The 24,629-nt window shown below is 53.0% G+C and carries 20 protein-coding genes; 4 read left to right on the top strand and 16 right to left on the bottom strand.

The window, feature by feature from the left end; all coding sequences use genetic code 11:
- Window positions 1-15: 15 nt before the first annotated feature.
- From ABWV79_RS20770 to ABWV79_RS20800, 7 genes are all read right to left on the bottom strand, one after another.
- On the bottom strand, window positions 16-939 hold the full coding sequence (locus ABWV79_RS20770) for a sugar kinase (protein ID WP_353394498.1): 924 nt from the start codon (window positions 937-939) through the stop codon (window positions 16-18).
- A gap of 72 nt (window positions 940-1,011) precedes the next feature.
- Complete coding sequence (locus tag ABWV79_RS20775) at window positions 1,012-1,755, bottom strand: SDR family NAD(P)-dependent oxidoreductase (RefSeq protein WP_353394501.1); 744 nt, start codon at window positions 1,753-1,755, stop codon at window positions 1,012-1,014.
- 54 nt (window positions 1,756-1,809) lie between these two features.
- Window positions 1,810-2,682: an NAD(P)-dependent oxidoreductase gene (locus tag ABWV79_RS20780; protein WP_353394504.1), complete on the bottom strand. Its 873-nt coding sequence runs from the start codon at window positions 2,680-2,682 to the stop codon at window positions 1,810-1,812.
- A 10-nt stretch (window positions 2,683-2,692) separates the two neighbouring features.
- Entirely contained in the window at window positions 2,693-3,127 is a 435-nt protein-coding gene (locus ABWV79_RS20785) for a GlcG/HbpS family heme-binding protein (RefSeq protein WP_170519537.1), read from the bottom strand.
- An 18-nt stretch (window positions 3,128-3,145) separates the two neighbouring features.
- Entirely contained in the window at window positions 3,146-4,432 is a 1,287-nt protein-coding gene (locus tag ABWV79_RS20790) for a TRAP transporter large permease (protein ID WP_010437285.1), read from the bottom strand.
- 2 nt (window positions 4,433-4,434) lie between these two features.
- The gene (locus tag ABWV79_RS20795; RefSeq protein WP_353394508.1) at window positions 4,435-4,968 is read right to left on the bottom strand and encodes a TRAP transporter small permease; all 534 of its coding nucleotides are present in this window, start codon (window positions 4,966-4,968) and stop codon (window positions 4,435-4,437) included.
- Between the two features lie 76 nt (window positions 4,969-5,044).
- A complete protein-coding gene (locus ABWV79_RS20800) occupies window positions 5,045-6,019 on the bottom strand; it encodes a TRAP transporter substrate-binding protein (protein WP_353394511.1) in 975 nt (324 codons plus the stop codon).
- Between the two features lie 321 nt (window positions 6,020-6,340).
- Between ABWV79_RS20800 and ABWV79_RS20805 the strand changes: the two genes are divergently transcribed.
- Window positions 6,341-7,009, top strand: a complete 669-nt coding sequence (locus ABWV79_RS20805) for a GntR family transcriptional regulator (RefSeq protein ID WP_170776892.1) — start codon at window positions 6,341-6,343, stop codon at window positions 7,007-7,009.
- 450 nt (window positions 7,010-7,459) lie between these two features.
- On the opposite strand, the gene ABWV79_RS20810 is transcribed toward ABWV79_RS20805, so the two are convergent.
- The 5 genes from ABWV79_RS20810 to gntH form a co-directional block, all read right to left on the bottom strand.
- A complete protein-coding gene (locus ABWV79_RS20810; RefSeq protein WP_353394514.1) occupies window positions 7,460-9,559 on the bottom strand; it encodes a VapE domain-containing protein in 2,100 nt (699 codons plus the stop codon).
- Window positions 9,560-10,445: 886 nt separating this feature from the next.
- Entirely contained in the window at window positions 10,446-11,705 is a 1,260-nt protein-coding gene (locus ABWV79_RS20815) for a HupE/UreJ family protein (protein ID WP_353394517.1), read from the bottom strand.
- A 4-nt stretch (window positions 11,706-11,709) separates the two neighbouring features.
- Window positions 11,710-13,341, bottom strand: coding sequence for a hypothetical protein (locus ABWV79_RS20820; protein ID WP_353394520.1), 1,632 nt, complete (start codon window positions 13,339-13,341; stop codon window positions 11,710-11,712).
- Window positions 13,342-13,429: 88 nt separating this feature from the next.
- Entirely contained in the window at window positions 13,430-14,239 is an 810-nt protein-coding gene (locus ABWV79_RS20825) for a hypothetical protein (protein WP_353394523.1), read from the bottom strand.
- Between the two features lie 64 nt (window positions 14,240-14,303).
- Window positions 14,304-15,635 carry a guanitoxin biosynthesis MBL fold metallo-hydrolase GntH gene (gntH, locus tag ABWV79_RS20830; protein WP_353394526.1) on the bottom strand — a complete coding sequence of 444 codons (1,332 nt, stop codon included), beginning with the start codon at window positions 15,633-15,635 and terminating at the stop codon, window positions 14,304-14,306.
- 108 nt (window positions 15,636-15,743) lie between these two features.
- Between gntH and ABWV79_RS20835 the strand changes: the two genes are divergently transcribed.
- Window positions 15,744-17,135 (top strand): tetratricopeptide repeat protein, encoded by a 1,392-nt coding sequence (locus tag ABWV79_RS20835; RefSeq protein WP_353394529.1) that lies wholly within the window; start codon window positions 15,744-15,746, stop codon window positions 17,133-17,135.
- Between the two features lie 320 nt (window positions 17,136-17,455).
- Here ABWV79_RS20835 and ABWV79_RS20840 read toward each other — a convergent pair whose 3' ends face one another.
- Complete coding sequence (locus ABWV79_RS20840) at window positions 17,456-17,695, bottom strand: hypothetical protein (protein ID WP_353394531.1); 240 nt, start codon at window positions 17,693-17,695, stop codon at window positions 17,456-17,458.
- Window positions 17,696-17,741: 46 nt separating this feature from the next.
- Complete coding sequence (locus ABWV79_RS22315) at window positions 17,742-18,230, bottom strand: hypothetical protein (protein ID WP_502949872.1); 489 nt, start codon at window positions 18,228-18,230, stop codon at window positions 17,742-17,744.
- Window positions 18,231-18,386: 156 nt separating this feature from the next.
- On the opposite strand from ABWV79_RS22315, the gene ABWV79_RS20850 reads away from it, so the two are divergent.
- Window positions 18,387-19,928, top strand: a complete 1,542-nt coding sequence (locus ABWV79_RS20850; RefSeq protein ID WP_353394534.1) for a phospholipase D family protein — start codon at window positions 18,387-18,389, stop codon at window positions 19,926-19,928.
- Window positions 19,929-19,987: 59 nt separating this feature from the next.
- On the opposite strand, the gene ABWV79_RS20855 is transcribed toward ABWV79_RS20850, so the two are convergent.
- A complete protein-coding gene (locus ABWV79_RS20855; protein ID WP_353394536.1) occupies window positions 19,988-21,262 on the bottom strand; it encodes a serine hydrolase domain-containing protein in 1,275 nt (424 codons plus the stop codon).
- A 429-nt stretch (window positions 21,263-21,691) separates the two neighbouring features.
- On the opposite strand from ABWV79_RS20855, the gene ABWV79_RS20860 reads away from it, so the two are divergent.
- On the top strand, window positions 21,692-23,653 hold the full coding sequence (locus ABWV79_RS20860) for an amidohydrolase (RefSeq protein ID WP_353394539.1): 1,962 nt from the start codon (window positions 21,692-21,694) through the stop codon (window positions 23,651-23,653).
- Between the two features lie 55 nt (window positions 23,654-23,708).
- Here ABWV79_RS20860 and ABWV79_RS20865 read toward each other — a convergent pair whose 3' ends face one another.
- Complete coding sequence (locus tag ABWV79_RS20865) at window positions 23,709-24,470, bottom strand: YbaY family lipoprotein (RefSeq protein WP_353394542.1); 762 nt, start codon at window positions 24,468-24,470, stop codon at window positions 23,709-23,711.
- Window positions 24,471-24,629: the final 159 nt, after the last annotated feature.

Consider the following 24,629-nt stretch of genomic DNA (forward strand, 5'->3'; position numbering starts at 1 on the left):
GGCTGGATCCTTCTGCTAAGGCTGTAGACAACTGTCGCGCAGGCTTTGGTTGATGGGAACAAGTGCACCTTTGCCTTGCACGACATGCCCTGCCAGTTTGCAGGCAAGCGCTATGCTGTCAGGCAAAGGTGTATCCGTTGCCAGCCCCGCCAGAATGCCAGCGTTAAAACTGTCGCCTGCAGCAGTTGTATCCACAACCGAGGCCAGAGGCGGAACATGGACTGAGCCCTCTGCGCCGCCGGTACGATAAAGGACCGTTTCTGCGCCATTCTTGACAACGATCGTTTCCGCGCCCGCCCTTGCATAGCGCTGCAAAGTGGCCGCGGGGTCCTTGTCGCTGAACCAACGTGCCTCGTCCTCGAACGATGGCAAAGCGATATCGCTAACGGCGGCCGCTTGCATGATGTTCTCGGTCATCTCAGAGGGGCTGTCCCAAAGATGCGGGCGCAGATTGGGGTCGAAGGCAATCCGTTTTCCGGCGCGCCGCGCTGATCGAGCAACGTCGAGCAAGGCGGCGCGCCCTTCAGGGTTCAAGATTGCCAGAGTGATGCCCGAGAAATAGATGAGATCTGATTGCATCATGGCATAGGCAAGTGCTTGCTTGTCTTGGGCCAATAGGCGTGCGGCCGACTGGCCGCGCCAATAGGTAAAACTACGTTCCCCGTTGTTTAACGTGATAAGATACAACCCCACTGAACTGTTTGGCACGATCCGCACCTGCTGGGTGTTGACTCCGCTTTCGCGCATCGCACCCAGCATCCGGGACGAGATGGCATCATCTCCGACGGCGGTAAAATAGGACAAGGGCGTTTCGGGTGTGAGTTGGGCCAGATACCAAGCTGTATTGAACGTGTCTCCGGCGAACCCCATTTGATACGTGCTTGGCGCGCCAGTTGGGGCCATTTCGGCCATGCATTCACCTATCGCTAGAATTCGCATAATCCGGTTTCCAGTACTTCGAAGTTTGACAAACGGTAGCGTTCGACAATTAGGTAACCTGTTTTTCAGAGGTCACGAAAACAGCATCCCACCATTGATATCGACATTGGTCCCGGTCAGATAAGCCGAGTCCTCGCTTGCCAGAAACGCCACGAGGTTCGCAACGTCCTGAGACTGGCCTTGCCGCTTGAGTGGCGCAGCAGCTTCTAGCCCGCGACGGCCTGCATCGGGAGTATGGATGTTATGGAAATCCGTGTCGATCATGCCTGGGCAGATTGCATTGACACGGATATCGGGACCCAGTTCTTTTGCAAGACTACGGGTGAGCGTCATGACCCCGCCTTTTGACGTTGCATAAGCCGACGCACCCGGGCCACCACCGTCGCGTCCCGCCTGACTGGCGATGTTTACAATGGCCCCGGATTTCATATGCAGCAGTGCCGCTTTGACCATAAGAAATGTGCTGGTCAGGTTGAGATCCATGACAGCTTGCCAGTGTTCAAGCGACATCTCGTTGATTTTCTTGCGCGCGATCAAACCTCCGGCATTGTTCACCAGAATTTCTAGGCTGCCATAGGTATCGGCTGTCTTGGCGATTAACGCATCGACCTCTTCAGGTTTGTTCAGGTCGCCTTGCATTGCAAACGCCTGTCCACCGATCTTTTTGATCTCGGCTACGGTTTCCTCGGCGCCGGCACTACTGGCGAAGTAGTTCACAGCGACATTCACTCCTTCGGAGGCGAGCTTGACAGCGCAGGCGCGCCCGATATCGCGGCCACCACCTGTGACGATTGCGGTCTTTCCCTTAAGTCTCATGGTTGCTCTTTCCCGTTCAATTGGTGCTGCTATGAGTGACTGATGGATCTGACGCTAAAGCTTGGCAAAATAGTCGAAGATTTCCGGTACGTTGCCGTCGCCCATGCCCGCGTCCGCGGCCGCCTGAAGGTTGTTCGCGGTTCCTTCAGCAATTTCGGCACGAGTGCCCAAGTCCTCGGCCAGCTTCAGGAAGTAACCAAGATCCTTGTTGGCGTTGTTAATCGAAAACCCCAAATCGCTGACACCATCCACCGCGTAGTTCTTACAAAACTGCATAAAGGGGGAATTGGACGGTCCAGCTGACATGATGTCAAAAAGCTGCTGTTTGTTTACCCCTGAGCGTTCAGCCACGGCAAAGGCTTGGCTCATGGTGCAAGCCGTAGTCATACCCATAAAATTGTTGATGAGCTTGGTCACATGGCCCGCACCCAGTTCGCCGAGGTGAAAGACATTTTCCCCCAGTACATCCAGGACAGGTTTCACCTTCTGAAAGGTGGCTACATCGCCCGCTGCCATGATGTTCAGCAAACCATCCTTGGCGTGCGCGGGTGTGCGTCCCAGCGGTGCGTCAATCATACCAGCACCTTTTGTGGACAAGTCTGCGCCGATTTTGCGAGTGGACGCTGGGATAGAGGTGCCAAAGTCAATGACCACGGCACTGTCCTTGATGCCTGCTAGGATGCCATCATCGCCGTAGATCAGGCTTTCGACGACATCCGATGTTGTTACACAAAGCATCACGATATCGCTGTTTTCGGCAAGCTCTCGTGGCGTTGTAACCTCTACAGCACCGCGGTCGACTGTGGCTGCGACGGCTTCCTTGTTCCGACCCATAACAACCAGATCAAAACTGTTGTTTTGCAGGCACTCTGCCATGTTACCGCCCATAAGACCGAGGCCGATGAAACCGATGACGGGTTTTGTCATATCTGACTCCTTAAACTCTTTCCAATTGGGCTTCACAGAGCGCCGTGACCCCTGCCTGCGCAACTTCGAGATCCTGAGCTGGCGAGCCCGAACTGACACCGATCCCGCCAACCACCTGTCCGTCGACCGTCACGGGAAGGCCACCTGCAACGGTCACCATTCGTCCGCCGAGCGTTGAGGATATTCCGTGTGCGGCCATGCCAGGCTGATTTGCTTCACCAAGAGCATCGGTTCCTTTTTGGATACCGGTTGCAGTGAAACTCTTGTCGATGGCCAAAATGATGCTGGTAATCTTGCCACCATCCATCCGCTCAAACGCGATGAGGTTGCCGCTTTCGTCTGTGACGGCAATACACATCGGCACGCCGATTTCCTGCGCCTTGGCTCGCGCTCCTGCGATCAACTTGCCCGCGTCATCGATGTCCAGGCGTCTTATTGTCAGCATCGCCCATTCTCCTTTGATTTAGGGACCAATGATCAAGTTCGGCAGTGTCAGCGATATTGCCGGTACAAAAGTGATCAGCATGAGCGCGGCAAAGATGGCGAGGTAGAAAGGCCAAATCGTTTTGACCGCTTTCTCCATCGGTAGTTTTCCAACAGCACACCCCACAAAGAGACAGGTCCCGACAGGTGGTGTGCAAAGACCAAGACCGAGGTTCACCAAAAGGATCATGCCGAACTGTAGCGGGTCGATGCCCAACATGTTCATCACCGGCAGGAAAATCGGTGTGCAGATCAGGATCAACGCGGCCATGTCCATGATCATCCCCAAGAGCAACAGCACAGCGTTGATCATCAACAAGATCAGGATCGGGTTTTCTGTGATACCCAACAGGAATTCGACTGTTTTTGTCGGCACCCGGTTGAACGTCAGCATATAGGCAAAGGCACCGGCGCAGGCGATCAGGATCATCACCATAGACGTTGTGCGCACCGAAGAGATAACGGCGGTTTTGAAGTTTTCCCAGGACAGGCTGCGATAGACAATAAGCGTTACTACAAAGGCATACATTGCCCCGAACGCGCCGGATTCAGTGACCGTAAAGACGCCTGACAAGACCCCTCCAACAATGATCACGGCCGTCAGCAAGCCAGGGATCGATCCAACAAAGGCGATGGCCAGTGCGGTCCAACCCGGAAACTGTTCGGCCTGATAGCCGCGCTTGACCGCCACGACATAGGCGGCAATCGCAAGGCAGCAACACATAAGGACACCGGGCACAACTCCGGCCAGGAACAGTTTTGAGATTGAAACTGCACCGCCTGTTGCAAGGGCAAAGATGATCATGTTGTGGCTGGGTGGGATGATGATCCCGGCAATTGATGATGTCACTGTGACGTTCACCGCATAGTCGGCATCATAACCTTTGTCTTTCATCACCGGGATCAGGATTGACCCAAGCGCCGAGATATCTGCAATTGCCGATCCGGAAATGCCACCAAACAACATGGACGAGAAGACATTGACGATACCAAGCCCACCGCGCACAGCGCCTACGGCGGCCTGCGCAAACCGAACCAACCGGATCGCGATTCCACCGTGAAACATCAGCTCGCCCGCAAAGATAAAAAACGGGATCGCCATTAGGGAAAAGACGTTGATCCCGGACACGATACGCTGGAACCCAACAAACATCGGCAATCCTTCAAACCAAAAGGAAGCCAATGCAGCGATACCAAGGGCGTATGCCACTGGAGCGCCGATGATGACACATAGGGCAAAAACCCCCAACAGAATCATGAGTCCCATGACTATCCCTGATCTATGTTGTCTTGGCGTTCGTCTCGGCCCAGAAACAGGCGGATCAGATGGCCAGTGGAAAAAAGGAACACCAACGCGCCGCTGATTGTCAGTGGCAAGGAGCGCAAGCCCTCTGACCATTGGATGAGCGGGATCAGGGTGTTCCATTTGAATATTGTCAGCTCGATCCCGTACCAAAACATCATGCCACCGAAACCTGCCATCAGGACATCAGTGAGCACGACGAAAACCGTTCGCACAGAGGGTGGGACTAAATTGCGGAACACGACAACAGAGAGGTGCGTGTGATTGTGCACACCCGCAGCCGCTCCGAGAAACGCGATGACCATAACCAAAAGCAGTGAAACCTGCTCAACCCAAGTGGGCGTGTTGTTCAGAACGTAGCGCCCGAACACCAGCCAGGCAAAGATCGCAGTCATAACCACAATGGCGACGCCAGACAGCAACATGCAAACTCGTGCGAGCAGATCAAGAATCCTGTCTATGTTGCGCATGGCGGCAGGGGCGGTATCGGGCTCTTGCATTGGATTTCCTCTGAGACAAAACGCCCGGCATCCAATTGGCGGAGCCGGGCGCTCAAAGTTGAACTGTTAAGACAACTTATTCAGTGGCTTGCGCCATTTCTACCAACGCTTTCATGTCAGGATTTGCAGCCAAGTAGTCTGCATAAACCGAATCCATTGCGGACTGGAATGGGCCTTTGTCGGCGATTTCATTGACGGTGATGCCGGCCGCTTCAACATCTTTACGCGCTTGTTCAGAGCCAATTGCCCAAAGCTCACGCTGGACCAATGCGGCTTCTTCTGCTGCACCGCGCACAGCGGCTTGCAATTCAGGAGACAGCGCATTGAATTTGGCCGTGTTCACGCAGATGCACTCGGGGATGATCAGGTGCTCGGACAAAGAATAATTTGTAGTCACTTCATAGTGACCGACATTCTTGAACGACGGGAAGTTGTTCTCCGCACCATCAACAACGCCGGTCTTCAGTGCTTGCTGAACTTCGGAGAAGGCCATTGGAGACGGGTTACCGCCCATGGCTGAAATCATCGATGTATAAAGATCGTTGTTCATCACACGGATTTTCAGACCTTCGACATCTGCGGGCGTGTTGATCGGCTTTTGGCTGTAGAAAGAACGCGCACCGGCATCAAACCATGCCAGTGGCAGAACGCCTGCTTCACCCATCGCAGCTGAAACAACCTCACCGGCGTCGCCTTCCAGCACGCGGAACATGTGCGGCACATCCTTGAAGATGAAAGGAAGCGATACAAGGTTAGCTTCTTTGACCATTGGGCCAATGGGACCGAGGTTGAAGTTACCAACCTCGATTGCGCCGATACGAACTTGTTCTAGGGCATCCGGTTGGGAACCAAGAACACCACCGTGGAACACATCGACGGTAACTTCGCCGTCTGTAGCAGCGTCAACCAGTTCGGCAAACTTGTCCATTGCAGCCGTGTTGGGATGGCCGTCGTTGTGGATATTCCAAGCCCGCCAGTTTTCGGCTGAAGCTGACGTTGCAATGAATGCCACAGCGGTCGCAGTTGCAAAGAACGATTTCGTGAAAGTCATGGGTTCTCCTCCCCGATTAATTTTGGACAGGATTTGGCTTTCATGGAATTTCAGAGACCGTAAGCCACGTAGCTTTCGATTTCCCCAAGAACCAGAATCGCTGCTGCCCCTAAAAGGACACTAGTATCCAAGTTGTGTCAACTGTAGGCTTTTAGTATGTCAGATTGCTTGACAGTCGAAAGCGCAGGACATTTGATAGGTGAAAGGCCTACATTGGTTCACTCAAGCAAAACAAAATAGAATATTCTATTTGGTTCAATGCCATAACGGTGAATCTGTAATTTGAAACGTGAATCAGATAGAGGGTGCAAGCAACATACCGTGGAAGAAATTGTCAGACGAACCACAACCGATGCGGTCTATGAAGCGCTACACGACGAGATCGTTTCGCTTGAAATTCTTCCCGGCACAAAGCTATCCGAAACAGAGGTAGCTAGCCGATTCGGCGTATCACGCCAACCTGTTCGCAACGCATTCACAAGGCTCGGCAACGAAGATCTGCTCTTAATACGACCACAAAAAGCGACCGTAGTTCGAGGATTTTCTATGGAGCGCATAGCTCTCGCGCGATTGGTTAGAATGGCGGTGGAGCTAGAGATTGTCCATCGAGCAATGGAAGTTTGGGACGCAACACGTGAAGCACAACTTGCAGAAAATCTCGCCTTACAAGAGCAGGCGATCAGTGACGGTGATCTATCGGCGTTTCACTCACTGGACTATGATTTTCACAAACTGATCTACGTGCTCAGTGGCAATCCGATGGCATTTAATGTAATGCTAGAATCCAAGCAAAAGGTTGACCGGCTTTGTATGCTCAGTCTTGAAAAGGGCAGTGCCGCAGACGCCATCCTCGCTGATCACCGAGAGATTGCAGAAGCTATGGCAGCAGGAGACCATGACCAAGCGCAAGCTGCTGTCAGAAAACACCTGTCTCGCCTCGACGAAACCATCGACTTCATTCACAAGACGCACCCGGGCTACTTTGAGTAACCGTGACCATGCGATCTGATGGTCTCAGGCCGTTCCTCGTTCCGGACGATTATTATCAATATTTAATTTCATGCCGTCCAAAAGCTCTTCCAAATCGGGACGTGCTGTAGGGCCGTTAGAGATAATCCCTTGTCCGCCAAATAGGTCTGTAACCGCCAACTAGCCCAAAAGCTCTCTGCACCCGGGGCTCGGCGCACCCCATGACAGGGGACGACGCTCTAGAGGTACCTAAGCGACTAACCTGTGGGGGGAACTCCTCTAAGAGCAAGGTTGATCGCGTGAACACCCTGAACACCAGATCGGAAAAGAGTCGAAAGTGGCTTCTACCAGTAACGATCAAACGCCCAATTTCTCCATTCTAGTATTCAGGGTATTCAAACGATATTTAAAGATTTGATAACGCTTATTTTTACCAAGAACACCGCCTAGTGGCGTCGGTGTTCAGAGTATTCAAATCAACCCCCAACCGTCCCATTTCCAGACATTTCCCTTCCCCGTGTGTGTTTTACTAAAACCGATCTTCCTCAGGACTCCGCTTAGCCGCATCTGCTTACGTTTGTCCAAGGCGGCTGGCGGGATATCCAGAGCATCTCGGGCTAACTCCCACAATGTCCACTCCCCTCGGCTGTAGGGATCGTTCTTCCACCAGTTGCGCACTCTGTCCTCCCACGGATCGATCTCACGAGCCGCGGCCTGCATCGGCTGGTAGTGCTGCTGCTCGAAGTCATGGTCCGGCCACCATTTCTCACCCGCCTCGAAGGCAACGACGGCTTCGGCGAACAGTTGATCCCGCTCCACCCGAAGCTGATCAACGTCGATCCGCCCCCGGACCTCAATCGGCCAGTAGCGCCGCCCGCCGTCTTGGTCATTCAGGAAGTTAGAGTTGTTAGTGGTGCCGAACAACACGCATGTACGGCCCACCTTGCGGTAGGTCCGAGCAAATGGGAACCGGACCTTATCGACACTGCCCGAAACAAACGCCTTTAACTCTTCCTTGTCGGTCTGCCGGGTCGGGGCCAGCTCGGCCAGCTCGACACCCCAGTGACCGACCAGATGCCGCAGCGCCTCTTCTTTCTTGTGTATCGACGGCGGAGTGTCGCTGAACCAGTCACCTGCCAGAATACGGCATACCGTGCTCTTGCCTTGGTTTTCTTCGCCGTGGAAAACCGGCATGTGATCGACTTTGCAACCAGGCTGCTTCATCCGAGCCACCAGCATCAATGGAATCCGACGGGAAACGTCCCGATAATAGGGTGTGTCGTCGGTGTGAACTGTCCGAACTAGCCAACTATCCAACCGTGGCTTGCCGTCCCAGATGAGTCCGTCCAGATAATCCTGAACTGGATGGTAGGCAAACCTGTGGGCGACCGCCTCAATGGCGTCGATAACGTTCAGCTTGGTCGCCCTTGGTAGCCCGTTGTGTTCGATTCCGGAACGGGCGGTAGTAAATATGTGGTCTTCCACAGTACCGCCTTGCCATTCCAGTTCGAACGTCAGCTTGTTGAACCGAAGCTCTGGAAGGATCGCGTCGAGGTTTTGTCCGAGCACGCGGATCGTATTGCTCTGGTTATTTATCAGCTTTCCGTTGACGTCTAGAAGCGGCGAACCCCAGTCTTCCTTTGAATCAGGCTCAGGGACGTCAGCGTGTGATAGGTAATCTTCGGCCACCACTGCCCACCCAGCGGCTTTGCCCGCTTCGGACTCGGAATAGGCCCAGTGGACCAGCCGGGGCAGATCGGCAAACCTTTCCTTCCATCGCGGAGTGTCTTTCTCGGACGACGCTAGGTAAGCAAGGCTCAGCTGCTGCGCGGTTCGGGCCTCAGTTTGATAGCCGCTGGTGGCCATGCGAATGGCATAGTCGAGCGTCGGCCCATGCAGGCTCTCGCCGCTCCTTATGGCAGCAAGTTCATCGCCTCCGGCCCAGTCTTCACCCTTTACGTGTTTCGATTTCCCGGTTGGCAGTAAAGCATCGGGCGGCGGCGGTAGGTCGGCAAGATCGGGCATTTCGCCGATGGGGTGGGATGTACCTTTATCAGTAACAGCTCCGGCTGCCCGGACGTATCCATTGTGGCCACGCCAGTCGAGCCCGGTCGCCGGGTCGTTCTGACTGTTGCGCAGCCCGGACCCGTCTGATTGGAAGTAGAGATGCAAACCATTGCTGTGGGTCTTGACCCTGCCGGGTGTCAGTTCTTCGGGCTCAACGCCAAGGCGTTTCAATTCGCCGATGCCGTCCTTGCCATCTTTCACGTCCACATCGAGGATGTAGAGCCCAGCCCCATCACCGGTAAGTACACCCGGCACGGCGTCGGGGAAGTCTGCCCACATCTGGTGAAGCTCCGCCGGGTCGGTCGTTGCCTTGTTCGGGAAGCCAGATAGATGCGGTGTTCCGGGACCGCGAGTCTCGCCGTTCTGTAGGGTCTGCGAATTGGCCCGCAGTGGATGGATCTTGTATCCCTTCTTTGCCAACTCCAGCGCTAGAGTCAGCTGGTTCAAGTCTTGTTGTAGATCTATGTTAGTTTTGTTAACATTTGGCATGGTGGCATGTTCCATTTGTTGCCCAGACCCGTTGCACAAGGTCGGACTGTTTCAGTGTCCCTCTGTCGTTTGATCGCGGCAGGGGCCTTCTCTTCGGGAGTGTTCAGTTCGATTCCGAAACGCGGAATCAAACTGCAGTTATAAGCCTCTGTGAACAGAAGCATTTCATATTGCGGGTGCCTTTGGTGGTATCGTTACGCCAGCATCGCTCCAAACACGTGAGTTGTTTGATTGCTGGGCGAAATAGAGACCAGTGGAGGTGGGACAATAATCCTGAAAAACCTAATGAAACTATGGGGATTTGAAGTGTCCCGCTCTTTTATAGGTCATTGGTATTTCATACTTATTGTATCCCGCCCCCGGGCACCACTTAAATTACACAAAAACAGATGCTTATCGTATTTCACGCGTTCAACGCGAAGCGCGTTTTCGCGTTTGGGTGACAATTTGGGTGACAGCTGACGCGTTTTGCACCTGATTTTCTTGTAAGCGGACATTGATGGACTGCTGCACGCGCTTCGTCGTCGCGCGCTGGAGCGTGAATTCCTTTTTCTTCCAGCGTGAAGATGCGGGCAGATTGCGCTCGGGTTTCTTCCAGAACCTGCAAAGTCTAGTTGTGAATGTCCGCTTAAGGCTGATTGCGGTCCTTTGGAGTAATAATGCGGATGCCCGCAAAGTCCGCATGGCAGTCGTTCGACCTGAGCCAAGCCTCTTTAAGAGGTCGTCCGTAGGCACCGAAAGGAATTTCTGAATTGTGAGTTTTGATATTGCTTAGCTTAACAAAGCGGACATTCGCTTGGCTCAGGTCGAACGACCGCTGTGAGGACAAAGTTGACGTTCAACAAATCTAATTGAAGGTCTGCTTACTGTACAAATCAGCACAAGATTAACGAAACAAGTGTCAGAGAAAAAACTCTGCCCGCTCCACTACCCAAACCATAGCTACCAGACTTGCGCATGCGGCAACTACCGCGCGAGAACCGACCCAGATACGGCCTGGTTGTTTGCGCAACAACAGCACCAATGGCCAAACCAATAGAACGATCATGACTTGTCCTGCCTCTACTCCAACGTTGAAGGCCAACAAGCTGTGCCAAACGTTCGGCGCATCAACACGTAGAATTTGGTGCAACATGAAAGAGAACCCAAACCCGTGTAGCAACCCAATGCCCGACGTGATGGCAAAAGCCTTCAGATCGCCGTGTCCTTTCTCTGGCGGCCAAACAGCCATTGCAGCAGCGTAGATTATCGAAAGTGCTATTGCCAATTCGACAGTTGGGATGAACCATGCTCCGCTCGGCGCGAAGCCAAAAAATCCCAAAATCAGAGTCACCGTGTGGCCCAAGGTAAAGCCTGTGACGCGGGCGAGAAGGCTGTGCAAGTTCAAGGCACCGATGATCATGCAAAGCACAAAAAGAACATGATCGGGACCTTCCAGAATATGCCGAATTCCCTCAACAAAAAAGGTCGAAGCGGCTGCGGTCGCTGATCCGGAGACATCAACCGGGGAATGCATTAGACCCCGTGCGCGAAACGTCCGAACTTTTTGCCCATTGTAGTCGAGGATCAGGTTTGCCGTTTCTTCTTGTCCAGGAAGCCCCGGATCAGAAGTGTAGGATAGACTGTAGGCACCTACCTCCCCCGTAAGAAAGCGCAGATGTACGTCCACCATCACCTCGCCTACATAAATTTCTTCAGGCGTTGGAAAATTGTCTCTTTGCGCAAGTGCCGAACGCGCCTCACTAAGCGTGGCAAATCCAGGTTCTTGCCCCAACGGGTGTAGTATTATCGAAACTATTTCTGCTATTTGTCGGCGACCGTCGATAGATAGCGAAAAGCCGTTTTCAGCTATACGAGCCAAACCGGACGGGTCCTTGTGAAATGCGGCCTGATCTAGGTAGTGCATGAGCACACCATCTTCGATCTGATTGTATGTGTACGGAGCGGGATCGGGCAAACCGTCCGAACCTTCGGGACCGACCAGTTCCGCGACCAAATAGGGCATCGGAAGGCGTAAATAGATATCTAGCCCATCTTCTGAGTGAGCCACATGATGAATACGTACATTTTGGTTGAGATTGAAATGGGACTCTGCTCTGCCCGCGCACAAAAGGATCGTGGCAAACAAGAACGTGGCAAAAAACAACCTTACCGCAACCACAGAATTACCCTCCTGTCTTGGCGCTGATAATCGTCAGGTCATCAAGCATCCAATGGTCGCCATGACGCGAAACGTCGAGCAAGCCACGATAAGAAACCGCTTGCCTATGCAGGTGCCCCCAGTGGCCTCCGCTTACGCGGGCTGTCCAACTGGCGAGGGCCTGATGCTGGTTTCCTTCTTCGCCGGGCGTGAAACTTTCGACACTCAGGTCGGAAATTGCTTCGACGCGAGCCATGGCCCCAGAGGGCAAGGTAACTGACAAACCACGACGCATTTCTGCTTGAACCTTGTCGCGATTGATTGCTTCGACATAAGGCTCCATCGCCGCCACGGAATTATCATCTTGCGTCTCAAGCATCGTGGTCCCGATGTTGGTTAACAGCCCTTCCACGATTTGACGCGTCGCGATTTCATCCGGCTCAGGCGCCGTCGACGGGTTGCCTAGGAAATACGTGACAATCGCAGCGGCACCGAATGCCCCGGTCAGGCCAAGCAAGACCAGACGCTGACCGTTTGTACGCTGCCACGAAAAATAGGCGCATATCAAACATATGAACACTAAGGCGAGCGCAAACGATGGAACCTGAGTTACGCCAGCGACGTTGACTATAACCGGGCTGGTCTTTGGGTTGGTCCAAGTTGTCAGGTGATTGTTCCAACTTACAACGGGATCGGATGCATAAATCTGCGAGGGGACCGCCCCTGCCGGATCTGAAAGGGTGATCGGAACAACATCCAAACCAACTGGGAAAAGCTCCCATGCCAGATCAACTCGGTTCGGCAAAGTCGAAACCGGATAAGAAAGGACGACGCCCAGTAACATCGTCTTTCGGTTTGCCTCGGCTTGATCCGGAAGAACACGCAAACCTTCGGCTCCAACTTTGATACGCGAGACCTGCACCGTTTCCGGTTTCATCGGTTTGCCGTCGACGGCGAGAGGGTTTCTCGTCTCAAAAAAGTCCGACACGCTAGACTTGATCCGGGCGACATCATCTGTGGTCAGTCGGTCAGCATCGCCAAAGCCCAAGTTCACCCAAGTCTCAAGGTCTTTCAAACGCAATATGACCTCGTGCCGGACGACACGCGGTTCCATCGCAAGAAAAGACATCATCGGAGATTTGTGGTGGCGAGTGAGGTTTGGATTCTCAAACTTGCTAAACCAAGGGTCTTCCCAGTCCGGCAGCATTGTTTCAGCCTGCGACAAATAGCGATAATCTGTTACTGGAACGCCCATATGCTCGGCCACAACGCCAAGTGAAGCCAAGGGAATCCCGTCTGGACTTAGGGGGGGAATGAACGTGATCTGTTCCGGCTTGCCATTGAACGGAAACTCCATGTCCACGTAGACGACATTTTCGCTACGCGGTCGCGGTCGATACAGAGTGCTCGCTGCTGTTTGCCGGGAAATTCTGGGGCGCACATCAATCGTATTCGTTGTGCTGATCAGTTTCTCTTCGTCTGCCCAGATCTGAAGGTTTTGCCCCGTACGCCCAGCCAGTGACGTTCCCGAACCATCATCTGGAATGACGAATATGGGATAGTCGTTCAAATCGACCTCAAGGAGAACCCGCACATGATCAGGCTGCACCGAAAGCTCAACAAAGTTCGGCGCGGTTTCTCCGCCGTAGGGGGACACGAGGTCCGCAATCGATTGGCTTGCCCCAAACGCAAGACTCGCAAGTACTGAGCCCAACCGAACCCATGTTTTGCTGTATTCGCCAATCTTAGAAATGAAACGCGACGGCAGCATAGATACCATTCTGGTCCACATCGTAGGCAAATTCCCCATCCGAACGGTCGGTGGAAAAGTCGATTCCATAGAACTGATAACCAAACCGCAGGGACGTGTTTTCCCAGCCTTTCCAGTCAAACCCAGCCACAACCAGGTATTGCAGGTCATCACCATTCACACCGAAACCACTCAGTTCAGCCCGGCTGGCGAAATTCCATTTGTCGTTGATTTCCGAGATATATCGAATTGCGATCATTGGTTCGAGCCATTCTTCTGTCCCACCCAACGTCATACCTGGGCCGGGGCCCGCTAAGTCGATTTCCTGTTTGATCCGGTTCCACTGAACCCCAATTGCGGCATCCGCTGCGTAGCGTTGGCCCGAGGCATTTACTCCGTTCGCAAACCGGTAAGCGCCCTGCACGTTGGCGAAGGTCTGCCGGACATCAACATCAACGTCCACCCTGCCACCGGGTAGAGTTCCATCTCCGCCAAGCTTTACGTAGTAAACTTCAGAAATGATCCCGAAGTCGCCGTTCCAGCCCTCGTAACGTACTGAAGCAGCGCCTTGCAGCACGTCCAGCACCTCGCTGAGGTTCAAGTCGAAATCGACGCTTGTTCCATCTATAGTTGACGTTCCCGTCGTGCGGAGCGGAAGGAACAAATAGGGCGTGATTGAGTGTCGCCAACCGCCGTCATCATCTTCAGAACGTGCAAGTGACTGGGCGTTTGCTGCGTGGGATATAGCAACAAGCAGCCATCCAACACAGACCAAATAGCGAGTAATCAATGAGGTATGTTGCATAGAGAATTCCGATCAGAATTGAAAGAACCGGCGCGTTATTAAGACGCGCCGGTCAAATTTGACTTTATTCATCGCCCGGATACGGGAACTCTTGGCCTAACGCTTCCGAAGCTTCTTCGTAGATGGGTCGCAAAACGTCGTCTACGTCGTCAAAACCACCCTTTGTGAACTCTGAGAACTCCATTACTTCTGGAGAAAGTCCAACCTTTTCCGCATAAGCGGTCTTGTCAGCAGGGTTTGGCGGCTCAGCTGGTGCAGCGAGAGGCGGTGCCCAAGTGTGCTCTTCCGTTGCTGCCATCCGAACCGTAATCGCGTCTTTCGTGACATTCCAAACCATGAAGTCATCTGCCAGACTTAGCGGACCATCATAAGTGCTGCGTATGCGCTCGAATACATTGTTAGAAGTGTCGAAGTCATTGAAGAAATGATAGGCGACCGCCATTCGTGGTTCGATATCGCTCATGACTTTTCCGAAGGCTTCGGGCGCCGTATGTACTTGAGTTCCAACCAATAAAGCGGACTCGGGTGTGAAACCCATCTTTGCTACAAGGTCGGGAACCGCTACGAAGCATTCATGGATAGCGAGGTCTGCGTTCTTAGCGTACTCCTTGAACCACTTGTTCGGATAAGTATCTGAGCTAAAAACAAATTTTAAACCATTCCATTCCAGTGCATAGCTGATTGCACCATCAATTGAATGGATGGCTGGAAAAGTACGAATTTGGACGCCATTTTCTTCGTAAATTACCTCGTTCTCTAACCTGTAATCGAACTCATTAACCTCCATTGAATAGCCGCGGAAATCAGTGACTCCTGCACGGCCTGCTAGGTCCCATGTGAGCATCTTTTGCATATGATCTAGTGCATAAGCAGTGCCAAGTTCTTCTGATGGTCCACTTGGGCCCCAAACCCGTAGCGGAATATTCCGCCCCATCAATGCGCCACCGATGAACAGGTCATGCAACGCGCCGAAATGGTCAGTATGAAGATGGCCGATGAAGACCTTGTCCAAATAATTATACGGGATTTGCAGGGAAGAAATTCGCTCGGCCGATCCCGAGCCAATGTCGAACAAGAACTTATCTCCGTTGCCCAGTTCCACAAGGAAACACGCAGCAGCCTGAGCCGCTCGCGTTGTAGGCATTCCGGTTCCACACGCGATGACCCGCATCTCGTCTTCGGCGAGATCTTCGGTATTGGGGTAGTACACATCGCGAGGGCGATCACGCACCATCGTAGGAGAAACTTCTTCTGTTTCCTGCGCGTATGCTGCCGAAGGGGCAATTAATTCGATGACTGCTTCAGTGACCGATTGTGGAGAAATAGCCCAAGCGCCAAATATCACGCCGATTGCGAAGTGCTTGCTAAGCCTCTCGTAATTCATACGTTGTGTCATGTGTAATCCTCCCGTCGCTTAGTAGATTGGCATGCTGGGAATGCGGATTTTCGCGCTCCGGCTCGCTGTTTTGGTTACAAGTCTGAGGCTTAGGAAACATTCACGTAAGTGACTCACGGTGAATATCGGCGTGACTCACGCGTCATTAATTGCAAAAATAAGAATGTGATGAGGTATTCCAAAGACATTTCGGACCGTGAAAAGCGCGCCGCCCTTGGCAGGTTGCTTGTTGACGCTCATCTGGATGGATCCGATAGACTTCAGGCGTTCCTGACGTACATCGTCGAAGAAGAACTTGCTGGTCGAGGAGACCAAATTCGCAGCAAGACTATCGCTCAAGATGTCTATGACCGCGATACCTCGGAGGGGACCGATCCGGAAAACATCGTTCGAGTCGACGCGCGGCGACTTCGCCAGTTCTTGGAACTGCATTACGAGGGCATCGGAAAAGATGATCCGGTACGGCTGTGTATCGATAGCGGTGGATATCGGCCGCGGTTCGAAAATGTTTCAGAAACAACCGCTGTATCAATCTCAAAAAAGGCCCTACGCTTTGGACTGCCCATAGGGGCGTTCACCATTGGGGCCGTCGTTGGTGCGTTGGTTGCAGTTGGTCTTGCCCAAGATGGACAAGAAACTGTTGCTGCCGAAGTGATTGGTTTATCTGCAACTGATCCCAACACGCACTTGCAGCGCGCAGCAATTTACGAAAAATCCCCTGCTGCATTACAAGCATTCAATTTGGCGCAACAAGCACGGACAATGATATTTCCGGTCTTCGACCGACAGCGCCAGTTGCTGGTTCTGTCCGTTTTCGAAGGCGTGATCGAGATCGATCCAGAATATTTCGGCGGATATGCCGGTGCAGCGCAGGCCCTCGCGTCCCTTGCGGTGATAACTCCGCCGTCAAACACCAAGAACGACTATGCGGATGCCGCCATGAAGATGGCGAGCCAAGCGGTTAGCCTTGCCCCAGACCAAGCCTGGAGCCAGTCCGCAAAAAGTTGGGCCAGTTTCGCCAATCGCGATTATGACGCCGCGCTGCAACTCGGTAGGCGGGCCTCAAAACTTGATCCTAACGATGGCGCCGTTCTCGACTTTCTTGGTGCTGTGGCGATGTTTACTGGCGAGTTTGGCGAAGCTATTGAAACGGCCGACAGGCTCTCTCTGCTAGATTCCAGAAACCAAAGGTTTGCAAATCGAAACATTTCCGGCGCGACGCATTTTCATCTGGGTGAATATCAAACAACGGTAGAACGCTTTGAAGAGGCAAAGCAACTTGGCGATCCACTCAGCGCACCTTCACTTGCATATGTAACGGCGGCGCTGTCAGCTATGGGGCAAGACCATGCGGCTAAAGCCAAACTAGCTGAACTTGAGCGTGCTTGGCCGGACGCACCAATCGGCGCGATGCTCAAAAGTATCCACAAAGATGTCGAGCATGCAGAAGCCGTAGTGCGCGAGTTACGTAAACAAGGCTGGGTAAGCCCTGTCCAATAGGAATTGTGTACAACAAAGAGGTACAAGGCGAAGGTCGAAACAGTCTTCACCAGAGCCAGTACTCCAGTCAAAAATAGTCTCACCAGCGCGGTGTCGGGATCGATATCGGAAAGCCAGAAAAGGGGCCTTTGCTAGGGAACCTGATTTTCGCTGCAGAAAAGCGTTTGAAAGGCGTTCTTGTCGAAGCGGACATTTGAGATTGCAAAATGCAACAAATCGCCGAAGTTTTTTGAGCTGCACCAACAGAGACAAGATGGCCAGCCCTGTCACCAGCTCGAATTTCGAACAGATAAGGCTTCATCTAGTTCCGAGGCTGCCAGTCAGTAAATCGCCTCATCATCAAACTCTTCGAACTGCTCATCTTCATCACCGACATCCCAATCGTCGATAGCCGGTGGGTCGCCGAACTCCGCAAATGCTGCGCGAAGTCTCATCGCATGGAGATTGTCCACGCGCCGTCGCGACATTGCGCTGGTGAAGAATTGAGAAATTTGGATGGTTCTCGATATGAACAAACGTAGCCCCAGGGATGATGCCCAGTCGCGGACCTTCATAGGCATAGGGCCACGCCGGACTTTCTAAACCGGCGCCGCTTATTGATTGGTTTCAAACGGCTTGATCGATGGGACCACGTACCAAACCTCGATCTGCGGCCTGACTTATTAGGAGGGCACACATCGGATCTTCAACATGAAAGATAGGGGTGAGCACCCCTCCGGTGATACGAATGTTGAGCGCAAGCGCCATGAACAAAAGCCAGATAAGTTCGCCGCTTCGATCTTCCATTGCGAGGGTGGGAATACGATGTTCAATGAAACCTCGCACGCTCTCGACGTCTTTCTTTTTTGCCAAGTCACATCCAAGCAGTTTGTTGTCGATCGCTAAGTTGAGCAGAGCGAGATCGCGATGGTTCTCAGCCAGCTCAAGTCGGCCCAGACGTGCTTTGGTTTCAGCGGTCGTTTTTGACCGACGATGCGGCCCTTGTTCCATGCAGAGCGCGAATGGCTGGTAGGTTTGGTGTTTCCATGACTGATCCTCCGATCCGCCATGCCCTCCCACGACGACAACACGACGTTTACGGGTCCAGCCTATCACGTCATGCTGCGCTGCCTCCGAGGTCAACTCCGAGCCCAAAGTGGATAAAGCTCGGTTCTCTGTCTGTTGTTTGGACCTAAACTCTTGAAAAACTGTCTGTCGATAGGTCAATCTCAACTATAAGGCAAATCCAACTTGCCATTTGTGGAACCCTGAATGCGGCTGATCAGAACATGTTTGATTTTGGTAGCGGTGATCGCAGTGATCATTATGGGGTTACGACTGACATTTCCGCTTCCTGAGGAAAACTTTTCTGAGCCAACGTTTAAGCAAGATGCCGATTGGGACGGACCATTAGGTGCAACAATAAAAAATGCACTTGAACGCAATCCCGGGCTCGACGGCGTAAGGCCGCTGGGAAATGGACGCGCAGCCTTTGCGGCCCGGGCGATACTTGCAAGAGAAGCGACATCCTCAATCGATGCTCAGTACTATATCTGGCAAGATGACGTGACCGGCCTGATGCTTCTGGAAGAGCTTAGGGCAGCAGCAGAGCGCGGTGTCCGTGTCAGATTATTGGTCGATGACAACGGTATTTCCGGATTGGATGAATTGCTCGCCGAACTGAACGCTCTGCCACATGCAAATGTTCGCATTTTCAATCCTTTCACTTTGAGAAACCCAAAACTTCTGTCCTATGCATTTGACTTTGGGCGCCTGAACCGGCGGATGCACAATAAATCAATGACTGTGGACGGAGTCGCCACGATTGTTGGCGGACGCAACATAGGAGACATCTATTTCGACTACGGGGCGGGAACGCACTACCTGGATGTAGACGCTATAGCTATTGGCCCGATTGTAGATGAGGTATCGCAATCCTTCGACGCATATTGGAACAGTGCTTCCGCGTACGACGCGGAGTTATTTTTGGAGCCTCCGTCGGAAAAAACTCTGAAAACGAAGGCAGACGCCGCACGCCAGACTGCGGTTGGCGCAGGTTATCAAAGGGCAATTCAGGAAAATGAACTGGCCGACCGGATATCGGCACGCGATCTGAAGTTCGAATGGAGCGAAGTCACTCTTTTCGTCGACGACCCGTCAAAAGGGTTGGGCGAAGTCGAGAGTGAAGATCTGATTGTCGAGCAACTTATCGAATTCGCCAAAACCTCTGAGACCTCGCTAGACCTAGTCTCAGCGTATTTCATTCCGGGCGAAAGAGGCGCGGAGGTTTTGGAGGGGTTGGCAGAGTCCGGAGTGAAGGTCCGCGTTCTGACCAACTCATTGGATGCAACGGATGTGATGCCGGTTCACGCAGCCTATATGCGATACAGAGAAGGCTTGCTGAACAGTGGTGTAGAACTGCTTGAGCTTCGAGCTTTGCGGCGTGAGCATCGCGAGCGCAGCCTGCCCGAGATGCTGGCCGGATCGGCCTCCGGTCTACACGCAAAAGTCTTTGGATCGGATGGAGAACGGATCTTCATAGGCTCTTACAACCTCGACCCCAGATCCGCGCGGCTGAATACAGAAATGGGCCTTATGATCGAAAGCCCAAAGATTGCTGCATCGCTTGCGGAGCAATTGAACCGGCCTGAGTTTTCTTATCGAGTCGAACTTAACGACAGCGGCGAGATGACCTGGCTGCAAGAAGAGCAGGATGGGACAGTCACCATTCATACCGCAGACCCGAAAACCACTGGTGTACAGCGTGCCCTGACGGCCGTGGTCAGGTGGCTGCCGGTCGAATGGATGCTCTAGTCACCAAACGACCGACTATACATTGGCCTGCGACCAGAGACGCCAGTGCGTGATCTGACCTACAGGGAATTCACAATGGCCCTGGCGTAAGCTTCCATGTCGATACTCGCACCTCCGGTTGCGTACCAAACGACGACTGCGTCTTTTCCTGGCGAGACATAGATGCCTTGGCCATTCATCCCACTTTTGTAGAAATCGCCATCGGCAAAAACGGCATCCCATTGGTATGCGTTTGCCATCGGTTGTTCACGGAATGCTTCGGAAAGGTGCGGGCCAAGTGTTCCCTTCATGTAGTTTTCGGCGACACCCGCTGTTTGGATCGTGTCGATCATCTTTTCAGATACAATGCGATCTGCCGCTGTCTTGTCCCAGCTTGGCGTGTACAGCAGGCCAATCTTTGCCATGTCGATCAAGCGGCTGCTGATCAGACCGTGTATGATACCGTTTCCTTGAGGTGACAGTGCAAGGGTGGCGTCGCCAGTCATTCCAGCTTTGCTCCAAACCCGTTCCGTGATCGCTTCGCCAAGTCGCTGGTTCGTAACGGCTTCAATGACAAGACCAAGCATTTGCGTGTTTGCAGAAGAGTATTCGAAGGCTTCAGCCGGTTCCCGCAGCTTGGGTATAGCAAACAGGGCTTCGTTATGCGTTTGCAGGACGCCTGCTTCGTTCGGAACACCAACCTCAGCCCTGACAAAACGCCCATACGGTGTGTCGCCCTTGCGTGAAAGGGGGTTCTCTTCCAGATCCAATCCAGACTGCATGTTCAGGACGTCGATGACTTTCATGCTCTCCCAAGCTGTTCCCTTGGTGCCCTCGACATAGTCGCCAACCGTTTTCTGAACGTCGATCTTACCCTCATCTTGCAATTGACCGATCAGCAAGCTTGAGAGGATCTTTGCATTGGACATCCAGACGTGGTTGTCCGTCCGACGCATCCCCGGGTAAACCTCGTAAGCGATTTCACCGTTGTGAAGAACCATAACGCCCTGCACCGTGGAATTATCGGCATTAATCATCTCGTCAAGCGAGACAGCATTGCCATCAGCGCCCGGGACGCTCGTGGCGCCTATGGCATCGTTAAGGTTTGTCGCAAGCATCGCAACGGCCCCGTCGCGGCGAATAACCGAACTTGGCAGGAACTCGGCGAGGTTCATGTACGAAAAAGCCCCGGCTTCGGTAATGTCGAGGAACTTCTGCAAATTCCATTCAGAGCTCAGGTCGTAAGCTTGCTTGGCTGTGTAACCATTCCTCAAGTCGCGGATGGAAAAGTCTTCTCGCGGCGTCGCGTATGGGTCGTCTTCAGCATGTACAGGAGAAGTTCCAAGGCTTTGCATAATCAAACCTCCAATAAGCGCAAAAACTGGAAAATTGGACTTTGAAAGTAACGAAGTGTTTGGCATCGCAGTATCGCTCCAAATGAGTTGCAACTAAAGTACGGCCGCAGTCGGCTTGTCAAAATCTGGTTTTCAAAGAACTGAACAACTTAGTTTTACGAGGCAAAGCATAGTCCGTTTTCTTGGGAATTCGAGATTTACTGCCGTTCTATGCTGCCTGGTGAAAGTCCAACGTTGTTTCCAATGCAGGCATTCTGCGAATTTGGGCGAATGACTGCTGTGAGCCCACAGCGGTCAACGAAAGTGGCTTTCAAGTTTGGGTTGCTCAGTCAGTATTGAGTGACTGAGGGCTTAGGTTGACACATCGCAGATCAGCCTGCTCTGATCGAAGCAATTTATTTATGTCCGTAATCCCATTCGGAGGCATCAATGAAGTTCTTTAAGTCTCTCACTGTATTCGCTTTTGCGCTGATGCCGCTTCACGGCGCTGCACAGTCCCCCTCATTGCAAGACGCCTTCGAGCGTTTCCCTGAGTTTCCCGGCACAACTGTCTACGTCGGTGGAGAAGTTCTCACCATGAATCCGGACGCCCCGGTGGCTGAAGCGGTGGCGGTCAGGAACGGTCGAATTACTGACGTTGGAACCCTGGAGGAAATCGAGGGTCGCCTACCCGAAGGTAGCTATGCAATTGACCGCAGTTTTGAAGACAAGGTCATTGTGCCTGGGTTCATTGAACAGCATTTGCACCCGCTTCTGGGCGCACTTGCGATGATGTCGGATGCCATCATTTCCATCGAGGACTGGCAATCGCCAGCGGGATTTGCGCCTCTTGCCAATAGCGAGGAGGAGTTTCGCCAACGTCTGTCCGAGGTCATCAACACATATGATCGAAGCAGCGGGCGACCGCTGATGGTCTGGGGGTATCACGCGTCATGGCACGGCGACATGAGCCGTGTGATTTTGGACGAACTGGCCCCCGATATCCCGCTGGCTGTATGGCAACGCTCCACCCACGAGATGTACTTCAACTCGGTTGCCCTCGAACAACTTGAAATCACCGAAGAATACATTGCCGGCTGGTCAAGCGAACTGGCCCGGTCTCAAGCCAATCTTGAGAAAGGCCTCTTTCTTGAAGCTGCATTCTGGGAGCATGTGTTCTTTGAGAAGTTTGCTCCGGTCTATGCATCTATCGACAGGGTCATGGAGGCGCTGGAGTTCACAGAGGACTATTATCACCGCAGCGGGATCACGACCCTGGCAGAGCCTGCTGGCCCTGTGGATCAGAACGCCCAAGCTCTGGTGGCAGAAGCGTTCGGGCCAGACGACACGCCGTTCAACTTTTACTTTATTCCGGACGGTCGAACGCTTGGGAGTATGTTTCTGAACACAGAGGGCCCCGAAAAAGTACTGGCCGAGACCGAAGCTATGCTAGCGTGGAGCGAAGGCCGAACCCAGTTCCTACCTAAGCAAGTCAAGCTCCTGTTAGATGGTGCGATCTTCAGTGAATTAATGATCATGCGCGACGGCTATCTGGACGGGCATGAAGGTCAATGGATTATGACGCCTGATTTCTTCAAGCAGGTGTTCGACCTTTATTGGGAAGCAGGTTTTCAGGTCCATGTTCACAATCTAGGAGACGGCGGTCTGGACATCCTTCTTGATGCCCTTGAAGCCGCCATGCAGCGCAACCCGCGATATGACCATCGCACCGTCGTTGTACACTTTGGCTACGCCCAACCAGATCAGATCGCACGTATTAAACGTCTTGGCGCGATCGTCAGCGGCAATTCCGTTTATACGCCGACGCTCGCAGATCGGTACGCCGCAGGCAGCGTTGGTAGTGATCGGACAGAGCGCATGGTGCCTTTAGGCGATGCCGTTCGGGCAGGTATCCCCTTTTCGATGCACTCGGACATGCCGATGGCTCCTGCGGAGCCGCTGAAGTACATGTGGGCTGCTGTCAATCGGATATCGACGAGTGGTCGCGTCGTTGGTCCGGACCAGCGCATCAGTGCTGAAGATGCTTTGGAAGGTATCACCATTGGCGCAGCCTATTCACTGCAATTGGAGCATGAGATCGGTTCCATCGAGCCTGGCAAACTGGCCAATTTCACAATCCTTGAAGAAAATCCGCTAACTGTGGATCCTTTGACGCTGGCCGATATCAATGTGTGGGGAACTGTACTTGAAGGCCGTCTACAGCCCGCTCCTCCTGCAGCGGGAGAAGACAATGATGAAGCCGATGCAGGCCAGTTGATCGATAATCCGGAACGAGTGTTGATGGCGTCACTACGCCACGCACGCAGTAAGGCCCACTATCACGATCACTCGCAATCAAGGCCGTCCAACGTCTATGATCCGCTAGGGATTTCGACCTTTGATTCTCGCTGATATTGGCTTGAACAAGTCGGCTGATTGTCCCAGCTCGCTCCGATAGGCGCGGTACCTATTCTGGCAATTTACGCAGACGCAGAACCGTCGCTCCCGCTGCATTCCTGAGCGCCAGGATTGTTCCGTTTGTCACGTAGGCCACTGCCTCGGACAAGGCTTGGATCGTATCTTGTTCAAGCTTTTCTTGATCCTCCGGGCACGCCATCTTCGTTCCTGCGAAGTTGCCCGGCATGCTGAACTCATCGTTGGCTGCGTCAAGGGTTCCCGTAAACCGGTTACACCCACCGTAAAGGCCAAACTGGCCGTCTTGTTCAACTGTCAAGGAAGGAGGGTTATCAACTATCAGCATACGCCCTGCGATCTCATAGACTTCCCAATTGATATCGTAGATCGATTGGTCTGGGTTGCTGCCGCCCGCTCTCCTTGGCATCATCTCTAAAACGAGTTCAGCAGAATTTGGTGCGCCACGGGTGAGCACAGGTGTCGCCGTCGTAGAACGAAACTTCACGTGACCGTCTGAAATGATCCTGGCAGCTACTGTGTAGGTATGGCGCTCATCGATGAGATCTGTGTCGTAGGCAATTTCAACTGTTCTGGGGACACCCGCAAGTTTGAACCTCTGGGAAGACAGGCTAACCGAAGGGGCATCAGCACGCGAAGTGTCGAGAAGTTCGACTTCTAAAACTGCGTCAGGCGGCAGCGCGATGCGTTCCTGGTAGGTGACTGTGGTCTTCACATGCATTGTCTCGGCGACTCCAGACGAAGCGATTGAGAGTAGGACAGCTGAAAATATCGCAGTCAGAACGTGTTTAAGCATTGAGAAAGGTTCTCCGAAAAATGTTCAGAAACCAACAGACTACGCGGATCTAAGAAACGCAAGAACAGACTCTTGGACATGTCTCTTTGTGCCCGCTTTGTCCGCTTGCCGTGAGATCACCAAACCCCGGAACTCACTTGCGCGGTGAACGGAAGGAAT

This window comes from Ruegeria sp. HU-ET01832 (assembly GCF_040371315.1).
Lineage (GTDB): Bacteria > Pseudomonadota > Alphaproteobacteria > Rhodobacterales > Rhodobacteraceae > Ruegeria > Ruegeria lacuscaerulensis_A.